At 75.1% G+C, this 15,125-nt stretch carries 14 protein-coding genes and 2 rRNA genes; all 16 read left to right on the forward strand.

Annotated features, from left to right (window positions below):
- Nucleotides 1–495: ribosomal RNA gene (locus PKA89_RS13370) — 23S ribosomal RNA — on the forward strand; the annotation flags it as partial.
- An 80-nt stretch (nucleotides 496–575) separates the two neighbouring features.
- Nucleotides 576–692, forward strand: a 5S ribosomal RNA gene (gene rrf / locus PKA89_RS13375).
- Between the two features lie 116 nt (nucleotides 693–808).
- On the forward strand, nucleotides 809–1,771 hold the full coding sequence (locus tag PKA89_RS13380; RefSeq protein ID WP_324420241.1) for a tetratricopeptide repeat protein: 963 nt from the start codon (nucleotides 809–811) through the stop codon (nucleotides 1,769–1,771).
- Nucleotides 1,768–2,712: an HAD-IIA family hydrolase gene (locus PKA89_RS13385; protein ID WP_324420243.1), complete on the forward strand. Its 945-nt coding sequence runs from the start codon at nucleotides 1,768–1,770 to the stop codon at nucleotides 2,710–2,712. Before PKA89_RS13380 ends, PKA89_RS13385 begins: the two co-directional genes overlap by 4 nt.
- A 46-nt stretch (nucleotides 2,713–2,758) precedes the next feature.
- Entirely contained in the window at nucleotides 2,759–3,412 is a 654-nt protein-coding gene (locus tag PKA89_RS13390) for a histone H1-like repetitive region-containing protein (protein WP_324420245.1), read from the forward strand.
- Nucleotides 3,409–3,606 carry a hypothetical protein gene (locus PKA89_RS13395; protein WP_324420247.1) on the forward strand — a complete coding sequence of 66 codons (198 nt, stop codon included), beginning with the start codon at nucleotides 3,409–3,411 and terminating at the stop codon, nucleotides 3,604–3,606. The genes PKA89_RS13390 and PKA89_RS13395 overlap by 4 nt, the downstream gene beginning before the upstream one ends.
- A gap of 1 nt (nucleotide 3,607) precedes the next feature.
- Nucleotides 3,608–4,423 (forward strand): TlyA family RNA methyltransferase, encoded by an 816-nt coding sequence (locus PKA89_RS13400; RefSeq protein ID WP_324420344.1) that lies wholly within the window; start codon nucleotides 3,608–3,610, stop codon nucleotides 4,421–4,423.
- The gene (locus PKA89_RS13405; protein ID WP_324420249.1) at nucleotides 4,420–5,355 is read left to right on the forward strand and encodes an NAD kinase; all 936 of its coding nucleotides are present in this window, start codon (nucleotides 4,420–4,422) and stop codon (nucleotides 5,353–5,355) included. The genes PKA89_RS13400 and PKA89_RS13405 overlap by 4 nt, the downstream gene beginning before the upstream one ends.
- Nucleotides 5,352–7,040, forward strand: coding sequence for a DNA repair protein RecN (gene recN, locus PKA89_RS13410; RefSeq protein ID WP_324420251.1), 1,689 nt, complete (start codon nucleotides 5,352–5,354; stop codon nucleotides 7,038–7,040). The genes PKA89_RS13405 and recN overlap by 4 nt, the downstream gene beginning before the upstream one ends.
- 23 nt (nucleotides 7,041–7,063) lie before the next feature.
- A complete protein-coding gene (gene steA, locus PKA89_RS13415) occupies nucleotides 7,064–8,242 on the forward strand; it encodes a putative cytokinetic ring protein SteA (RefSeq protein WP_324420253.1) in 1,179 nt (392 codons plus the stop codon).
- The gene (locus PKA89_RS13420) at nucleotides 8,239–9,195 is read left to right on the forward strand and encodes a copper transporter (protein ID WP_324420255.1); all 957 of its coding nucleotides are present in this window, start codon (nucleotides 8,239–8,241) and stop codon (nucleotides 9,193–9,195) included. Before steA ends, PKA89_RS13420 begins: the two co-directional genes overlap by 4 nt.
- The gene (locus PKA89_RS13425) at nucleotides 9,192–10,016 is read left to right on the forward strand and encodes a hypothetical protein (protein ID WP_324420257.1); all 825 of its coding nucleotides are present in this window, start codon (nucleotides 9,192–9,194) and stop codon (nucleotides 10,014–10,016) included. The genes PKA89_RS13420 and PKA89_RS13425 overlap by 4 nt, the downstream gene beginning before the upstream one ends.
- Nucleotides 10,013–11,644, forward strand: a complete 1,632-nt coding sequence (locus tag PKA89_RS13430) for a lipid II flippase MurJ (RefSeq protein WP_324420259.1) — start codon at nucleotides 10,013–10,015, stop codon at nucleotides 11,642–11,644. The genes PKA89_RS13425 and PKA89_RS13430 overlap by 4 nt, the downstream gene beginning before the upstream one ends.
- On the forward strand, nucleotides 11,641–12,717 hold the full coding sequence (locus PKA89_RS13435; protein ID WP_324420261.1) for a glycosyltransferase family 4 protein: 1,077 nt from the start codon (nucleotides 11,641–11,643) through the stop codon (nucleotides 12,715–12,717). Before PKA89_RS13430 ends, PKA89_RS13435 begins: the two co-directional genes overlap by 4 nt.
- A 16-nt stretch (nucleotides 12,718–12,733) precedes the next feature.
- Nucleotides 12,734–14,446, forward strand: a complete 1,713-nt coding sequence (locus PKA89_RS13440; protein ID WP_324420263.1) for a CTP synthase — start codon at nucleotides 12,734–12,736, stop codon at nucleotides 14,444–14,446.
- On the forward strand, nucleotides 14,439–15,080 hold the full coding sequence (locus PKA89_RS13445; protein WP_324420265.1) for an NUDIX hydrolase: 642 nt from the start codon (nucleotides 14,439–14,441) through the stop codon (nucleotides 15,078–15,080). The genes PKA89_RS13440 and PKA89_RS13445 overlap by 8 nt, the downstream gene beginning before the upstream one ends.
- Nucleotides 15,081–15,125: the final 45 nt, after the last annotated feature.

A 15,125-nucleotide genomic window follows, 5' to 3' on the forward strand; every position in this document is an offset into this window, starting at 1 on the left:
TGTGGAAGCGCCGTCGCTCAACGGATAAAAGGTACCCCGGGGATAACAGGCTGATCTTGCCCAAGAGTCCATATCGACGGCATGGTTTGGCACCTCGATGTCGGCTCGTCGCATCCTGGGGCTGGAGTAGGTCCCAAGGGTTGGGCTGTTCGCCCATTAAAGCGGTACGCGAGCTGGGTTTAGAACGTCGTGAGACAGTTCGGTCCCTATCCTCTGTGCGCGTAGGAAACTTGAGAAGGGCTGTCCCTAGTACGAGAGGACCGGGATGGACGAACCTCTGGTGTGTCAGTTGTCCTGCCAAGGGCACCGCTGATTAGCTACGTTCGGAAGTGATAACCGCTGAAAGCATCTAAGCGGGAAGCACGCTTCAAGATGAGGTTTCCATGGGGCTTGCCCCGAGAGGCTCCCGGCTAGACTACCGGGTTGATAGGCCAGATGTGGAAGTGCAGCAATGCATGCAGCTGACTGGTACTAATAAGCCGACAACTTGATACACACCCAAAAGACTTTGCGTGTTCGCGTCCACTGTGCAGTTCCCGAGATACGGTCGGGAACGACTGACATCTCCATAGAGTTTCGGCTGTCATAGCGAAGGGGAAACGCCCGGCTCCATTCCGAACCCGGAAGCTAAGCCCTTCAGCGCCGATGGTACTGCACTGGTGACGGTGTGGGAGAGTAGGACGCAGCCGGACATACTTTCCAGAAAGGGCCCGTCGTTCGCGACGGGCCCTTTCTCATGCCCATGTCCGGGCGCGCCGGCGCGACCGTAGACTGCCAGGCGGCGAACGCCGCGACGAAAGGACCGACAGTGGCCGAGGACAACCAGCGACCCTCCCGTGGTGGGCGACCCGGGGGTGGCGGTGACCGTCCGCGCCGCGGGTCCGGTCCGCGGCGCGAGGAGCGGGGTGGGCCACGCGCCGGCTCCGGCGGCCGCGGCGCTGCCCGGCGCGGCGGTGTCCCGGGCGGCGCGGACCGCCGGTCCGACACCGAGGCACGAGGGGGCAGCCGCCTCGCCCCGCGCAGCCCCCGCCTGCCCGAGCCCCGGGTCCCGGACGAGGTGACCGGCAAGGAGCTCGACCGCTCCGTGCACCAGCAGCTGCGCACGCTGAGCAAGGAGAACGCCGACGGCGTCGCACGGCACCTCGTCATGGTGTCCGTCATGCTCGAGGCCGACGAGCTCGACGCCGCGCTGGCCCACGCCGAGACCGCGGTGCGGCGCGCCGGCCGGGTGCCCGCGGCCCGCGAGGCGCTCGGGATGGTGGCCTACCGCAGTGGTGACTTCGCCCGTGCGCTGACCGAGTTCCGGACGGTGCGCCGGCTGAGCGGCTCCTCGCACCTGCTCCCGCTCATGGTCGACTGCGAGAGGGGACTCGGGCGGCTCGACCGCGCCCTCGAGCTCGCCGGCTCCCCGGAGGCGCGCACGCTGAGCGACGCGGAACGCACCGAGCTGGCCATCGTCGTCTCGGGCATCCGGCGCGATCTCGGGCAGCTCGACGCCGCCCTCCTCGCCCTCCAGCTGCCCGCGCTCACGCGGGGCCGCAAGGCCGGGGTGCACCGGCTCCAGTACGCCTACGCGGACACCCTCCTCGCCCTCGGCCGGGTCGACGAGGCCCGCGAGTGGTTCCTGCGGGTCGTCGAGCACGACACGGAGAACGAGACCGACGCCGTGGAGCGACTGGAGGAGCTGGACGGCGTGCTCGTCGAGGACCTCGGGGACGACGACACCGACCCCGCCGAGGAGCCGGACGCCGAGGCGGAGCCGCGGGCGTGAGCGGTCTGGCCGCGCGGTACGAGGCCGTCGTCTGCGACCTCGACGGGGTCGTCTACCGCGGGCCGACGGCCGTCGAGCACGCGGTGGGCTCCCTCGCCGGCCTCGACCGGCCCGTCGTCTACGCGACGAACAACGCCTCCCGCGAGCCGGCGGCGGTCGCCGACCACCTCGCCGAGCTCGGGCTGACGACCACCGCCGCCGACGTCGTGACGAGCAGCGAGGCCGCGGCCTGGCTGCTCGCCGAGGCGGGCACTCCCGCAGGCTCGTGCGTGCTCGCAGTCGGCGGACCGGGCGTGGCGACGGCGTTGCAGACCAGCGGCTTCCGGGCCGTGCGCCGGGGGTCGGAGACGGACGCCGAGGTCGCGGCCGTCGTCCAGGGGTACGGGCCGCAGGTCACCGCCGCGGACCTCGCCGAGGCCGCGTACGCGATCGAGGCCGGTGCCCGCTGGGTGGCGACCAACACCGACGCCACCCTGCCCACCGACCGTGGCGTCGCTCCGGGCAACGGGTCCCTCGTCGCGGCGGTCGCCCGGGCGGTCGGTCACGACCCGCACGAGGTCGCCGGCAAGCCCCACCCGCCGCTCTACCTCCTCGCGGCCCGGCGCCTCGAGGTCGACGCCCATCGCGTCCTCGCCGTGGGGGACCGGCTCGACACCGACATCGAGGGCGCGGTGCGGGCGGGGACGGACTCCCTGCTCGTGCTCACCGGGGTGGACGGCCTGGAGGCCCTCCTCGCCGCACCCCCGGCGCGACGCCCCACCTTCGTCGCCCCCGACCTGCGCTGGCTGGGCACCGACCCGGCGGTCGGTGAGCCGTCGCTCGAGGAGCTGGTCGAGGCGGTCGGGCGGGCGCACGCCGCCCAGGATGGCGGGGACGAGGACGGACGATCGGAGGCCGCTGAGCAGGCCCGGCGGCTGCTCGCACGGATGACCGACCGGTAGCGTGGACCCGACGCGGCCTCCCCGGCCGCCCGACGAGGAGGTCCCCATGGCCAAGCGTTCGATCCGTGCGTACGTCGAGCTCGCGTCCGGGCTCGGGGAGATGACGCGCGCCCGTGCCGTCGAGGCGGCCCAGGAGATCCTCACCCTCGCCGGGTCCTCCGGGTCGGCCGCCAAGGTCTCGAAGCAGGCCGAGAAGCTGGCCGGCGACCTCCTCAAGGCGGCCGAGCAGAACCGGGCCCAGGTGGCCGGGCTCGTGCAGCGCGAGGTCGAGTCCGCCCTCGAGCGGGTCGACGTCGGCCGGATGCTCGCCGAGGTCCAGTCGCTCGGTACGAGCGTCGCCGGGCTGGCCGCCCGGGTCGACGAGCTCGCCCGCTCGGCGGGGCTGCGCGCAGACCGCGTCCCGGGGGCCGGTCTCGTCGAGACCGCGGAGCCCGTGCTCGCGCCGCCGCCGGTCCTGACCCCCGCCACGCCGACCCGCCCGGCACCCGCGAAGAAGGCCCCGGCGAAGAAGGCGACGGCCCAGAAGACGACGGCGAAGAAGGCTGCGGCGAGGAAGACTGCGGCGAAGAAGGCGACGGCCGGGAAGACGACCGCGAAGAAGACGACCGCGAAGAAGGCGACGGCGCAGAAGACCCCCGCGAAGAAGACCCCCGCGAAGAAGACCCCCGCGAAGAAGACGACGGCGAAGAAGACGACGTGAGCGACGCGCACCTCGACCCCACCGACACCGTCCCCGACGAGGCGGCCGTGCTCCCGGAGACCGGCGACATCGTCATCGACTCGACGCTCGGCGACCTCGCCGCGGTGCCGACGGACGACCTCGACGGCCAGCTCGCGGCCGGCGAGGAGGTGCAGCGCACGCTGCGCTCCCGGCTCGGCGACCTGGGCGGCTGACATCGGACGGCTCGACACCGAGCTGGTCCGGCGCGGCCTGGCCCGCTCGCGGGGGGAGGCGCGTGACCTCGTCGCCGGGGGTCACGTGCGGGTCGGCGGGAGGACGGCCGGCAAGCCGTCCCAGCCCGTCGGGCCGGACACACCGCTCGAGGTGGACGCGGCCGCACCACGGTGGGTCGGCCGGGCCGCGCACAAGCTCCTCGCCGCCCTCTCGACGTGGGGACCACAGGGCCTCGTCGTCGAGGGGCGGCGGTGCATCGACGTCGGCGCGTCGACCGGTGGGTTCACCGAGGTCCTCCTCGCGCACGGCGCGGCCCACGTCGTCGCCGTCGACGTGGGGCACGACCAGCTCGTGCCCGCCCTCGCGGCCGACCCGCGGGTCGAGGACCGCGCGGGCACGAGCATCCGCGGGCTCGCGGCCGCCGACGTCGGGGGACCGGCCGACCTCGTCGTCGCCGACCTGTCCTTCATCTCGCTGACCCTCGTGGCCACCGAGCTGGCCGGCCTGCTCGCCCCGGGCGGCGACCTCGTCGTCCTCGTCAAGCCGCAGTTCGAGGTGGGCCGGGCCAGGCTGGGCCGCGGCGGCCTGGTCACCTCGGCCGAGGACCGGGCCACGGCCGTGGAGGCGGTGCTCGGCGCGTTCCTCGGCGTCGGGCTGCACACCCACGGGGTCGCGGCCAGCCCCATCGCCGGCAGCACCGGGAACGCGGAGTACCTCCTGTGGGCGCGGTCGGACCCGTCCGACACAATGAACGCACAGCAGGCCGGCGCCCTCGTGCGCGAGGTGACCCACGCGACCCCGGGAGGAGCCCGATGAGCAGACCGTCCCGCCGCGTCCTGCTCGTGACGCACGCGTCCCGGCCCGACGCCCAGGAGCTCGCGGCGGGCGTCGCGACCCGCCTGCTGTCCGCGGGCATCGGGGTGTGCGCCCCCGAGCCCGACCTCGTCGGCACGCCGCTGGCCGCCGTCGAGGGCGTCGGCGCGATCGCCGAGCACGACCACGACATCGGCTGCGAGCTCGTGTGCGTCCTCGGTGGCGACGGGACCATCCTGCGCGGTGCGGAGATCTCCCGCGGCTCCGGCGCCCCGCTGCTCGGGGTCAACCTGGGCCACGTCGGGTTCCTCGCCGAGGCCGAGCGCGAGGACCTCGACGCCACCGTCGAGCGCATCTGCGCCCGCGACTACACGGTCGAGGAGCGGATGACCCTCGACGTGCGGGCCCGGCGCAACGGCGACACGGTCTTCTCCTCGTGGGCCCTCAACGAGGTGAGCGTCGAGAAGGCCGCCCGTGAGCGGATGCTCGAGCTGACCGTCGAGATCGACGGCCGGCCGCTGTCGACGTGGGGCTGTGACGGCATCGTCATGGCGACGCCCACCGGCTCCACGGCCTACGCGTTCTCCGCCGGTGGACCCGTCGTCTGGCCGGACGTCGAGGCGCTCCTCCTCGTCCCGATCAGTGCCCACGCCCTCTTCTCCCGGCCGGTCGTCGTCGGGCCGCAGTCCCACCTCGCGGTGCAGCTGGTCGCCGGCTCCGACGCGTCCGCCGTCGTGTGGTGCGACGGCCGCCGCGCGACCACCCTCCCGCCGGGGGCCCAGGTCGAGGTCGAGCGCTCCGACCTCCCGGTCCGGCTGGCCCGCCTCAGCGCCGACGTCTTCACCGACCGGCTGGTCGGCAAGTTCGACCTGCCCGTCCACGGATGGCGGGGCGCGGCCCGTCAGCGCGCCGCCGCGGAGGACGCCGGGTCGTGATCGAGGAGATCCGCATCCGCGACCTCGGCGTCATCGACGAGGCCGTGCTGCCCCTCCACCCGGGGCTCACCGTGCTCACCGGCGAGACCGGCGCCGGCAAGACGATGGTCGTCACCGGGCTCGGACTGCTGCTCGGCGGCCGCGGCGACTCCGGCCTCGTGCGCGCCGGCACCGACCGCACCGTCGTCGAGGGCGTCGTCGTCCTCCCCGACGGCCACCCCGCCCTCGAGCGCGCCGCCGAGGCCGGCGCCGACACGAGCGACGGGCTCGTCCTCGTGCGCACCGTGCAGGCCGACGGCCGCTCCCGGGCCCACGTCGGCGGGCGGTCCGCTCCGGTCGGAGTGCTCGCCGACCTCGCCGAGCACCTCGTCGCCGTGCACGGCCAGGCCGACCAGTGGCGGCTGCGCCGCGCCGACGAGCACCGTGAGGTCCTCGACACCTTCGGCGGGCCCGGGCTCGCCGACGCGGTGCGCGCCTACCGGGAGGTCCACGCCGAGCTCCAGGCGGTCCAGGCCGAGCTCGAGGCGCTCCGCACGGCCGCGGCCGAGCGGGCCCGCGAGGCCGAGACCCTGCGGCTCGGCCTCGAGCGCATCGAGGCCCTCGACCCCCAGCCCGGCGAGGACGAGGCGCTGCGGGCGGAGTCCGGACGGCTCGGGCACGCCGAGGAGCTGCGCGCCGCCGCCGGTGCCGCGCACGACCTGCTGAGCGGCGACACCGACGGCGTCGCGGAGGGCCCGGCGGTCCTCGAGGCACTGGCCTCCGCGTCGGCCCGGTTGGCGCAGGCCTCCGCGAACGACCCGGAGCTGGCGGCGCTCGGCACGCGCGTCGACGAGCTGCGCTACCTCGCCGCCGACCTCGCCGCCGACCTCGGCTCCTACCTCGCCGACGCCGACGTCGACCCCGCCCGCCTCGACCAGGTCGAGCAGCGCCGCGCCGCGCTCACCGAGCTCACCCGGCTCTACGGACCCGGGGTCGACGACGTGCTCGCGTGGGGGAGCGCGGCCGCCGTCCGGGTCGCCGAGCTCGAGGGCACCGGCGACCGCATCGGCGGCCTCGAGGAGCAGGCCGCCGCGCTGACCGCCCGCCGGGCCGAGGCGGCCGAGGCGCTGAGCGACCTCCGCCGTCGCGTCGCCGACGCCCTCGGGGCGCGGATCACCGACGAGCTCGCGCACCTCGCGATGGGGTCGGCCACGGTGCACGTCGCAGTCGAGGACGCCGGACGCTTCGGCGCCGACGGCCGCGACGCCGTCGAGGTCCGGCTCGCCGCCGGGCCTGGCACGCCACCGCGCTCGGTCACCAGGGCCGCGTCGGGCGGCGAGCTCTCCCGGGTCATGCTCGCCCTCGAGGTCGCCACCGCCGATGCCGGCGCGTCGGTGCCCACGTTCGTCTTCGACGAGGTCGACGCCGGGGTGGGTGGGCGTGCGGCCCTCGACGTCGGCGCCCGTCTCGCCGCCCTGGCCCGACACGCCCAGGTCGTCGTCGTCACCCACCTCGCGCAGGTCGCAGCCCACGCCGACCGCCACCTCGTCGTCGAGAAGTCGGTCGACGGGCACGTGACCCGCAGCATGGTCCACGAGGTCGCCGGCGAGGACCGGGTCGCCGAGCTGGCCCGGATGCTCGGCGGCTCCGGCACCGACGCCGCTCTCGAGCACGCGCGCGACCTGCTGGCGCGCGCTCGCGCCTGAGCAGGCGTGGCACGATGGTGCAGATGTCCATCCGCCTGAGCCATCGTCGCGACCGGGACCCCGCCGGGGGGTGCTCCGGCCCCGCCCGCGTCGACCGGAGGACCAAGAACCTCACCAAGCGCCTCAAGCCCGGCGACGTCGCGGTCATCGACCACCAGGACATCGACCGGGTGAGCGCCGAGGCCCTCGTCGCCTGCCGGCCGGTCGCGGTCGTCAACGCCGCGGCCTCCATCTCGGGGCGCTACCCGAACCTCGGGCCGGAGATCATCGTGGCGGCCGGCATCCCGCTGCTCGACGCCGCCGGCCCGGACGTCATGGCCCTCAAGGACGGCGCCCCCCTCGCGCTCGAGGAGGGCCGGCTGCTCGCCGGCGGCACTCCCGTCGGGACCGGCACCCTCCTCGACGCCGAGGCCGTCCAGGACGCGATGACGACGGCCCGCGCCGGCCTCTCGACCGAGATCGAGGCCTTCGCCGAGAACACGATGGACTACCTGCGCAAGGAGCGCGAGCTGCTCTTCGACGGGGTCGGGGTCCCGGACATCCGCACCGACCTCGACGGCCGGCACGTCCTCATCGTCGTGCGCGGCTACCACTACAAGGAGGACCTCGAGACCCTCCGCTCCTACATCCGCGAGTACAAGCCGGTGCTCATCGGTGTCGACGGCGGGGCCGACGCGCTCATCGAGGCCCGGCACACCCCGCACCTCATCGTCGGCGACATGGACTCGGTGTCCGACGGTGCGCTGCGCTGCGGCGCCGAGATCGTCGTCCACGCCTACCGTGACGGCCGGGCCCCGGGCGTCGAGCGGGTGCGTGAGCTCGGCATCGAGCCGGTCGTCTTCCCGGCCACGGGGACGAGCGAGGACGTCGCGATGCTGCTCGCCGACGACAAGGGCGCGACGCTCATCGTCGCCGTCGGGACCCACGTGACGCTCGTGGAGTTCCTCGACAAGGGCCGGTCCGGGATGGCGAGCACCTTCCTCACCCGGCTGCGCGTCGGCGGCAAGCTCGTCGACGCCAAGGGGGTCAGCCGCCTCTACCGGGCGCGGATCTCCTCGCTCAGCGTCGTGCTCATGCTGCTCGTCGGCGTCTTCGCCCTCGGGGCCGCCCTGTGGTCCACCGCCGGTGGACGCGCACTGCTCCAGGTCCTCGCCGCGAAGGTCGACGACCTGTGGACCACCCTCGGAGGAGTGTTCGGGTGATCGACTTCCGCTACCACATCGTCTCGATCGTCTCGATCTTCCTGGCCCTGGCCGTGGGGATCGTGCTCGGCGCCGGTCCCCTCAAGGGGGAGATCGGCTCGACCCTCCAGAACGAGGTCGCCGGCCTGCGCCAGGACAAGGCCGACCTCAACAGCCAGCTGGCCGCGGCCAAGACCGGCGTGGAGGCCCGCGACTCCTACCTCGAGGCCGTGTCCGGCCGGGTCCTCGGCGGCACCCTCACCGACCGCCGCGTCGCGCTCGTCGTCCTGCCCGGTGCGGAGGCGGCCGTCGGCGAGGCGGTCGCCACCGGCCTGCGCACCGCCGGGGCCCGGCTCGCCTCGACGACGACCGTCGGCGAGGAGTGGGTGAGCACGGACCGCAAGACCGCCGACGCCCGCGACGCGGCCGTGGCGCAGGTGACCAAGGACGCCGGCGTCGAGGTGCCCAACGGCTCCGCCGAGCCGCGCGACATCCTCCTCGCCACCCTCCTGGCGCGGACCGCCCCGGCCGGCGACAGCGGCCCGGACGACGCCACGGCGCGCACCGGTCTCGAGACGCTCGCCGACGCCGGGCTGCTCTCCCTCGACGCCCCCGAGTTCGCCCGGGCCGACCTCGTCGTCGTCGTGTCCGGCTCGGTCGTCGACGGCGACCAGGCGACCCGCACCACCGTGGCCGAGCGCTGGGTCGGGTTGAGCCGGGCCCTCGACACCCGGTCCCGTGGTGTCGTCGTCGCCGACGACCTCACGACCAGCCGGGACGGCACGGCGGTCCTCACGGTGCTGCGCGACACCTCCGCCGCGACCAAGGAGGTCTCGTCGGTCGACGACGCCGGCTCGCCCCTCGGGGTGGGCAGCGTCGTCTTCGCGCTGCTCCAGCAGGACGGCGGCGGGGTCGGGCAGTACGGCCTCGGCCCGGGCACCGACGCGGCCTACGCGCCGCTGCCGGGGCAGTGAGCGCCGGCCGGCCGGTGGTGGCCGGGGTCGCCGCGGGCCTCGCGGCGGCCGGAGCGTACCGGCTGCTCACCGCCCGGGTCCGCTCGCCGCGGTGGACCCGCACGAACCACGCCGGCGCCCCGGTCACCTTGCTCGAGGGGCCGGCCTGGGTGGCGGGCGGTGTGGCCGGTGGTCTGGCCGGGGCCACCGTCGCGGGCCCCGCGGGGGCCCTGGCCGCACTCGGCTCCGGCGCGTTCGGCGCCCTCGACGACCTCGCCGGCGACGGCTCCTCGAAGGGGCTGCGCGGCCACCTCGGGGCCGCGGCCCGGGGCGAGCTGACGACCGGGGCGGTGAAGATCGCCGGCCTCGGGCTCACCGGGCTGCTCGCGGCCGCCTCCGCGGACCGCCGACGGGGCGACCTGCGGCCCGTGGACACGCTCGTCGGGGGCGCCGTCGTGGCCGGCGCCGCGAACCTCGTCAACCTCCTCGACCTGCGTCCCGGCCGCGCGCTCAAGGCCACCGGCCTCGCCGCCCTGCCGCTCCTCGCCGGCCGCGGGTCACCGGCGTCGGCCACGAGCGCGGCGGCCGCCCTCGGGGCCTCCCTCGGCACGCTGGCCCCCGACCTCGCCGGACGGGCCATGCTCGGCGACACCGGCGCGAACGCCGCCGGCGCGCTCGTCGGCACCGCACTCGTCCAGCGGGCCGGGCGCCGGGGACGGCTCCTGGCCCTGGCCGTGCTCGTCGCGGCCACGCTCGCCTCCGAGAAGGTCAGCTTCACCGCCGTCATCGAGTCCACGCCGGGGCTGCGCGAGCTCGACGCGTGGGGCCGGCCGGCGCGATGACCCGCCAGCGCGCAGCCCTCGGTGTCGCCGGGGCGGCCGGGCTCATCTCGCTCGTGACCATCGTCGCGCGGGCCGCGGGGTTCGCGCGCATCCTCGTCTTCGCCGACTCGGTGCGCGCCGGGGGCGTCGGCGACGTCTACCAGAGCGTCAACGCCCTGCCCAACGTCCTCTACGAGGTCGCGGCCGGCGGGGTCCTCGCCGCGGTGGCGGTCCCGCTCATCGCGCACCGGCTCGGGTCGGGAGAGCGCGAGCACGCGGACCGCCTCGCGTCCGTCCTGCTCACCTGGGCGCTCGTCGTCCTCGTCCCGCTCGCCGCCCTGCTCTGGGTGGTCGCACCGGTGCTCGCCGACAGCCTCGTGCGCGCCGACGAGGCGGGCAGTCACGACGTCGCGACGACCCTGCTGCGCATCTTCAGCATCCAGGTGCCCCTGTACGGCGTCGGCATCATCCTCGCCGGGCTGCTCCAGGCGCACCGTCGGTTCCTCGCGGCCGCCCTGGCCCCGCTCCTGTCATCCGTCGTCGTCCTCACCTCCTACCTCTGGTACGGGCACCTCACCGGCGGGGAGACCTCGCCGGCCCGGGTCGGCGACGGCGCCATCGCCGTGCTCGGCTGGGGCACGACCCTCGGGGTCGTCGTGCTCTCGCTGCCGCTCCTCGGGCCGGCCCTCGCGACGGGATGGCGGTGGCGGCCGGCGCTGCGGCTCGAGCGCGACGACGCGCAACGGATCGGCGCCCTCGCCGGGGCGGGGGTCCTCGCGCTCGCCGCCCAGCAGACGGCCGTCGTCGTCACCATCTGGCTGGCCCGGCACTCCGGCACCGGTGGCGCGTTCACCGTGTACCAGTACGTCCAGGCCGTCTACCTCCTCCCGTACGCCGTCCTCGCCGTCCCGGTCGCGACGAGCGCCTTCCCCGCCCTCGCCCTGCGCACCGGCGCCGGCGACGACTCCTCGCGCACCCTCGCCCGCTCGGTCCGGGCCGTCCTCGTCCTCACCGGGCTCGCCGCCGGGGTGCTCCTCGCCGCCGCGCCGGCCGTCGGCGGGTTCTTCACCCTCCTCGACGCCCGCCGGGGGACCGCCGGCTCGAGCCCCGAGGCGCTCGCCGCCCTCGCCCCGGCGCTGACGGCGTACGCGCCCGGCGTCGTCGGCTTCGGCCTCACCGCGCTGCTCACCCGGGCCCTCTACGTCCGCGGGCGTCCGCTCGACGCGGCGCTCGCGGTCTCGCTCGGCTGGGCCGTCGCCGCGCTCGTGCCGCTCGTCGTCGTCGGCCAGGACCGCGGGGCGAGCACGACGCTGCGCTGGCTCGGGGTCTCCTCGACCCTCGGGATGACGCTCTCCGCCGTGCTCCTCGTCGTCCTCGTCCGCCGGGCCTGGGGTCCGGAGGTGAGCCGGGGTCTGGGCCGCACCACGGGCGCCCTCGTCGTGGCCCTGGCGCTCGCCGTCGTCGTCGGCGACCTCGTGACCCGCGGGCGCACCTACGACGGCCTGCTCGAGGCGGTCCTCTGGGGGGTCGCCGCGGGGCTCGGCGCGCTCCTCACCGGCGCGCTCGCGGTCTTCTACGGTGACCGGAGGATGATGGGGGAGATCCGCGACCGGGGGCGGGCCCGGCGCCGGGGAGGGGATGCCGGATGAAGGTGCTGTTCGTCATGGGCACGAGTGCCGGAGGGGTCGGGGCGCACGTGCGGGGCCTGGTGCGGCTGCTCGCCCAGGAGGGGCACCGGGTCGTCGTCGCCTGCCCCCGCGAGGTCGCCGACCGGTTCGCCCTCGCCGACCACGCGGCCGTCGTCGAGCTCGAGGTCACCGACCGCCCCCACCCCGTCCGCGACACGGCCGCCGTCCGGACCCTCGCCGGACCGGTCCGGGGGGCCGACGTCGTCCACGCCCACGGCCTGCGGGCCGGGGCGCTCGCCGTCCTCGCAGCCTCCCGCACCGGGGTGCCGGTCGTCACGACGCTGCACAACGCGGCCCCCACCGCCCGGCTCACGGCAGCGGTCTACGCAGCGCTCGAGCGTGTCGTGGCCCGGGGATCCGCCCTCGTCCTCGGGGTCTCCGCGGACCTCGTCGAGCGGATGCGCCGGCTCGGTGCCCGGCGCACCGGGTTGGCCGTCGTCCCCGCCCCGCCGTTCGAGCCGGCCCGGCGCGACCGCTACGCCGTGCACGCCGAGCTCGGGCTCGACTCCCGCACCTGCCTCGGGGTCGTCGTCGCGCGGCTCGCCCCGCAGAAGGGGCTGCACCGCCTCCTCGACGCCCACCGCGAGCTGACCGACCTCGACCTCGTCACCGTCGTCGCCGGGGACGGCCCGCAGCGCGCCGAGCTGCAGCGCCGCATCGACGTCGAGCACCTGCCGGTGCGGCTGCTCGGGCGGCGCGACGACGTCCCGGACCTGCTCGCCGCCGCCGACGTCGTCGTCTCGAGCGCCCTCTGGGAGGGGCAGCCGGTGGGGCTGCAGGAGGCGCTGCACGCCGGCGCAGCCATCGTCGCCACCGATGCCGGGGGCACCGCGGCGGTCGTCGGCGACGCCGCCGTGCTGGTCCCGGTCGACGACGCCACGTCGCTCTCCCGGGCCGTCCGTGACGTCGTGACGCACGGCGGCGTCCGGGACGACCTGCGCTCCAAGGCGGTCGAGCGGGCGGCGCAGCTGCCGTCGGAGGCCGACGCCCTCACCGCCGCGCTGGAGGCCTACCGCGAGGTGGGCGCCGGATGACGTATCGTTGAAGCCCGTGGTGCTCCAGACGAAACAGATCTTCGTGACCGGAGGCGTCGCCTCCTCTCTCGGCAAGGGGCTCACCGCCTCCAGCCTCGGACACCTGCTCCGGGCGCGGGGGCTGCGGGTGACGATGCAGAAGCTCGACCCGTACCTCAACGTCGATCCCGGCACGATGAGCCCGTTCCAGCACGGCGAGGTCTTCGTCACCGACGACGGCGCCGAGACCGACCTCGACATCGGGCACTACGAACGCTTCCTCGACGTCAACCTGCGCGGCAGCGCGAACGTGACGACCGGCCAGGTCTACAACCGGGTCATCCAGAAGGAACGCCGCGGGGAGTACCTCGGTGACACCGTCCAGGTCATCCCGCACATCACGAACGAGCTCAAGGAGCGGATGCGGGCCCAGGCGGCCGGCTCGCCCGGCGTCTCCGACGCCGACGCGCCGGACGTCATCATCACCGAGATCGGCGGCACGGTCGGCGACATCGAGTCGCTGCCCTTCCTCGAGGCGGCCCGCCAGGTGCGCCACGACCTCGGCCGCGACAACGTCTTCTTCCTCCACGTCTCGCTCGTCCCGTACCTCGCCCCGAGCGGCGAGCTGAAGACCAAGCCGACCCAGCACTCGGTCGCCGCCCTGCGCCAGGTGGGCATCCAGCCGGACGCGCTCGTCCTGCGCGCCGACCGCGAGATCCCCGACTCGATCAAGCGCAAGATCAGCCTGATGTGCGACGTCGACAACGAGGCCTGCGCCGCCGCCGTCGACGCCCCGAGCATCTACGACATCCCGAAGGTGCTCCACCGCGAGGGCCTCGACGCCTACGTCGTGCGCCGGCTCGGGCTCGTCTTCCGCGACGTCGACTGGACCGACTGGGACCTTCTCCTCGAGCGGGTGCACCGGCCCGAGCACGAGGTCGAGGTGGCGCTCGTCGGGAAGTACGTCGACCTGCCCGACGCCTACCTCTCGGTCACCGAGGCGCTGCGCGCCGGCGGGTTCCACCACGACGCCCGGGTGCGCATCCGGTGGGTCGCCTCCGACGAGTGCGAGACCGACGCCGGCGCGCAGCGCGCGCTGGGCGGGGTCGACGCCGTCCTCGTGCCCGGCGGCTTCGGGGTCCGCGGCATCGAGGGCAAGGTGGGGGCCCTGCGCTGGGCCCGCACCCACAAGGTGCCGACCCTCGGCATCTGCCTCGGCCTGCAGTGCATGGTCATCGAGTACGCCCGGGACGTCGCCGGCATCGAGGGCGCCAGCTCGACCGAGTTCGACCCCGACACCCCGGCGCCGGTCATCGCGACGATGGAGGAGCAGAAGGCCTTCGTCGAGGGGGCGGGCGACCTCGGTGGCACGATGCGGCTCGGCAGCCAGCGCGCCGACCTGCTCGCCGGCTCGGTCGTCGCCGAGGTCTACGGCGCGACGAGCGCCGACGAGCGTCACCGCCACCGCTACGAGGTGAACGAGGGCTACCGCGCCCGGCTCGTCGAGGCCGGCCTCGTGATCAGCGGCACCCACCCCGAGCTCGGACTCGTCGAGTTCGTCGAGCTGCCGCGCGAGGTGCACCCCTACTACGTCTCGACCCAGGCGCACCCCGAGTTCAAGTCGCGACCCACCCGGGCGCACCCGCTCTTCGCGGGACTCATCGGGGCGGCCATCGAGGAGCAGCGCGCCGCGCGGCTCGTCGAGGTCGAGCGGCCGCGGGTCGCGGAGCCGGCCGACGCGCGTGCCTGAGCTGTTCCACGACCGGCTCGAGTCCCGGCCCGTCCTCGACTCCAGGCTCGTCTTCGAGGGCCGGGTCTGGGACGTCCGCACCGACCGGGTGGACCTCGGCGAGGCGGGGGTCGTCACCCGCGACTACGTCGACCACACCGGCGCCGTCGGCGTGCTCGCCCTCGACGAGGAGGACCGCGCGGTGGTCATCCAGCAGTACCGGCACCCGGTCGGCGCCTTCGACTGGGAGATCCCGGCCGGCCTGCTCGACGTCGACGACGAGCCGCCGCACCTCACCGCGGCCCGTGAGCTGCACGAGGAGGCCGACCTCACGGCCGGCCGGTGGGCGACGCTCGTCGACCACTGGGCCTCACCGGGCGGCTCGACCGAGGGGCTGCGGATCTTCCTCGCCCGCGACCTCGCCGAGGTCCCCCACGGCGAGCGGCACGAGCGCACCGGGGAGGAGCTCGGGATGCCGCAGCGCCGCGTCCCGCTCGACGACCTCGTCGCCGGAGTCCTCGAGGGCCGGCTGCACAACCCGACCCTCGTCATCGCCGTCCTCGCGGCGGAGGCGATGCGTGCCCGCGGGTGGACCGGCCTGCGTCCGGCCGACGCCCCGTGGCCGGTCCGCAGTCCCGGACGCGGCGCCCGCTGAGCGCTCCCCGCGTGTGGGCCGGGCACCGACGGGGTAGGGGAGAGC

The sequence above is a fragment of the Phycicoccus sp. genome (genome assembly GCF_035325325.1).
Classification (GTDB): Bacteria; Actinomycetota; Actinomycetes; order Actinomycetales; family Dermatophilaceae; genus Phycicoccus.

Excerpts from the sequence above, each read along its gene's own strand:
- PKA89_RS13435 (WP_324420261.1), top strand. The coding sequence starts at position 11,641 with ATGAAGGTGCTGTTCGTCATGGGCACGAGTGCCGGAGGGGTCGGGGCG.
- steA (WP_324420253.1), top strand. The coding sequence starts at position 7,064 with ATGTCCATCCGCCTGAGCCATCGTCGCGACCGGGACCCCGCCGGGGGG.
- PKA89_RS13430 (WP_324420259.1), top strand. The coding sequence starts at position 10,013 with ATGACCCGCCAGCGCGCAGCCCTCGGTGTCGCCGGGGCGGCCGGGCTC.
- PKA89_RS13405 (WP_324420249.1), top strand. The coding sequence starts at position 4,420 with ATGAGCAGACCGTCCCGCCGCGTCCTGCTCGTGACGCACGCGTCCCGG.
- PKA89_RS13390 (WP_324420245.1), top strand. The coding sequence starts at position 2,759 with ATGGCCAAGCGTTCGATCCGTGCGTACGTCGAGCTCGCGTCCGGGCTC.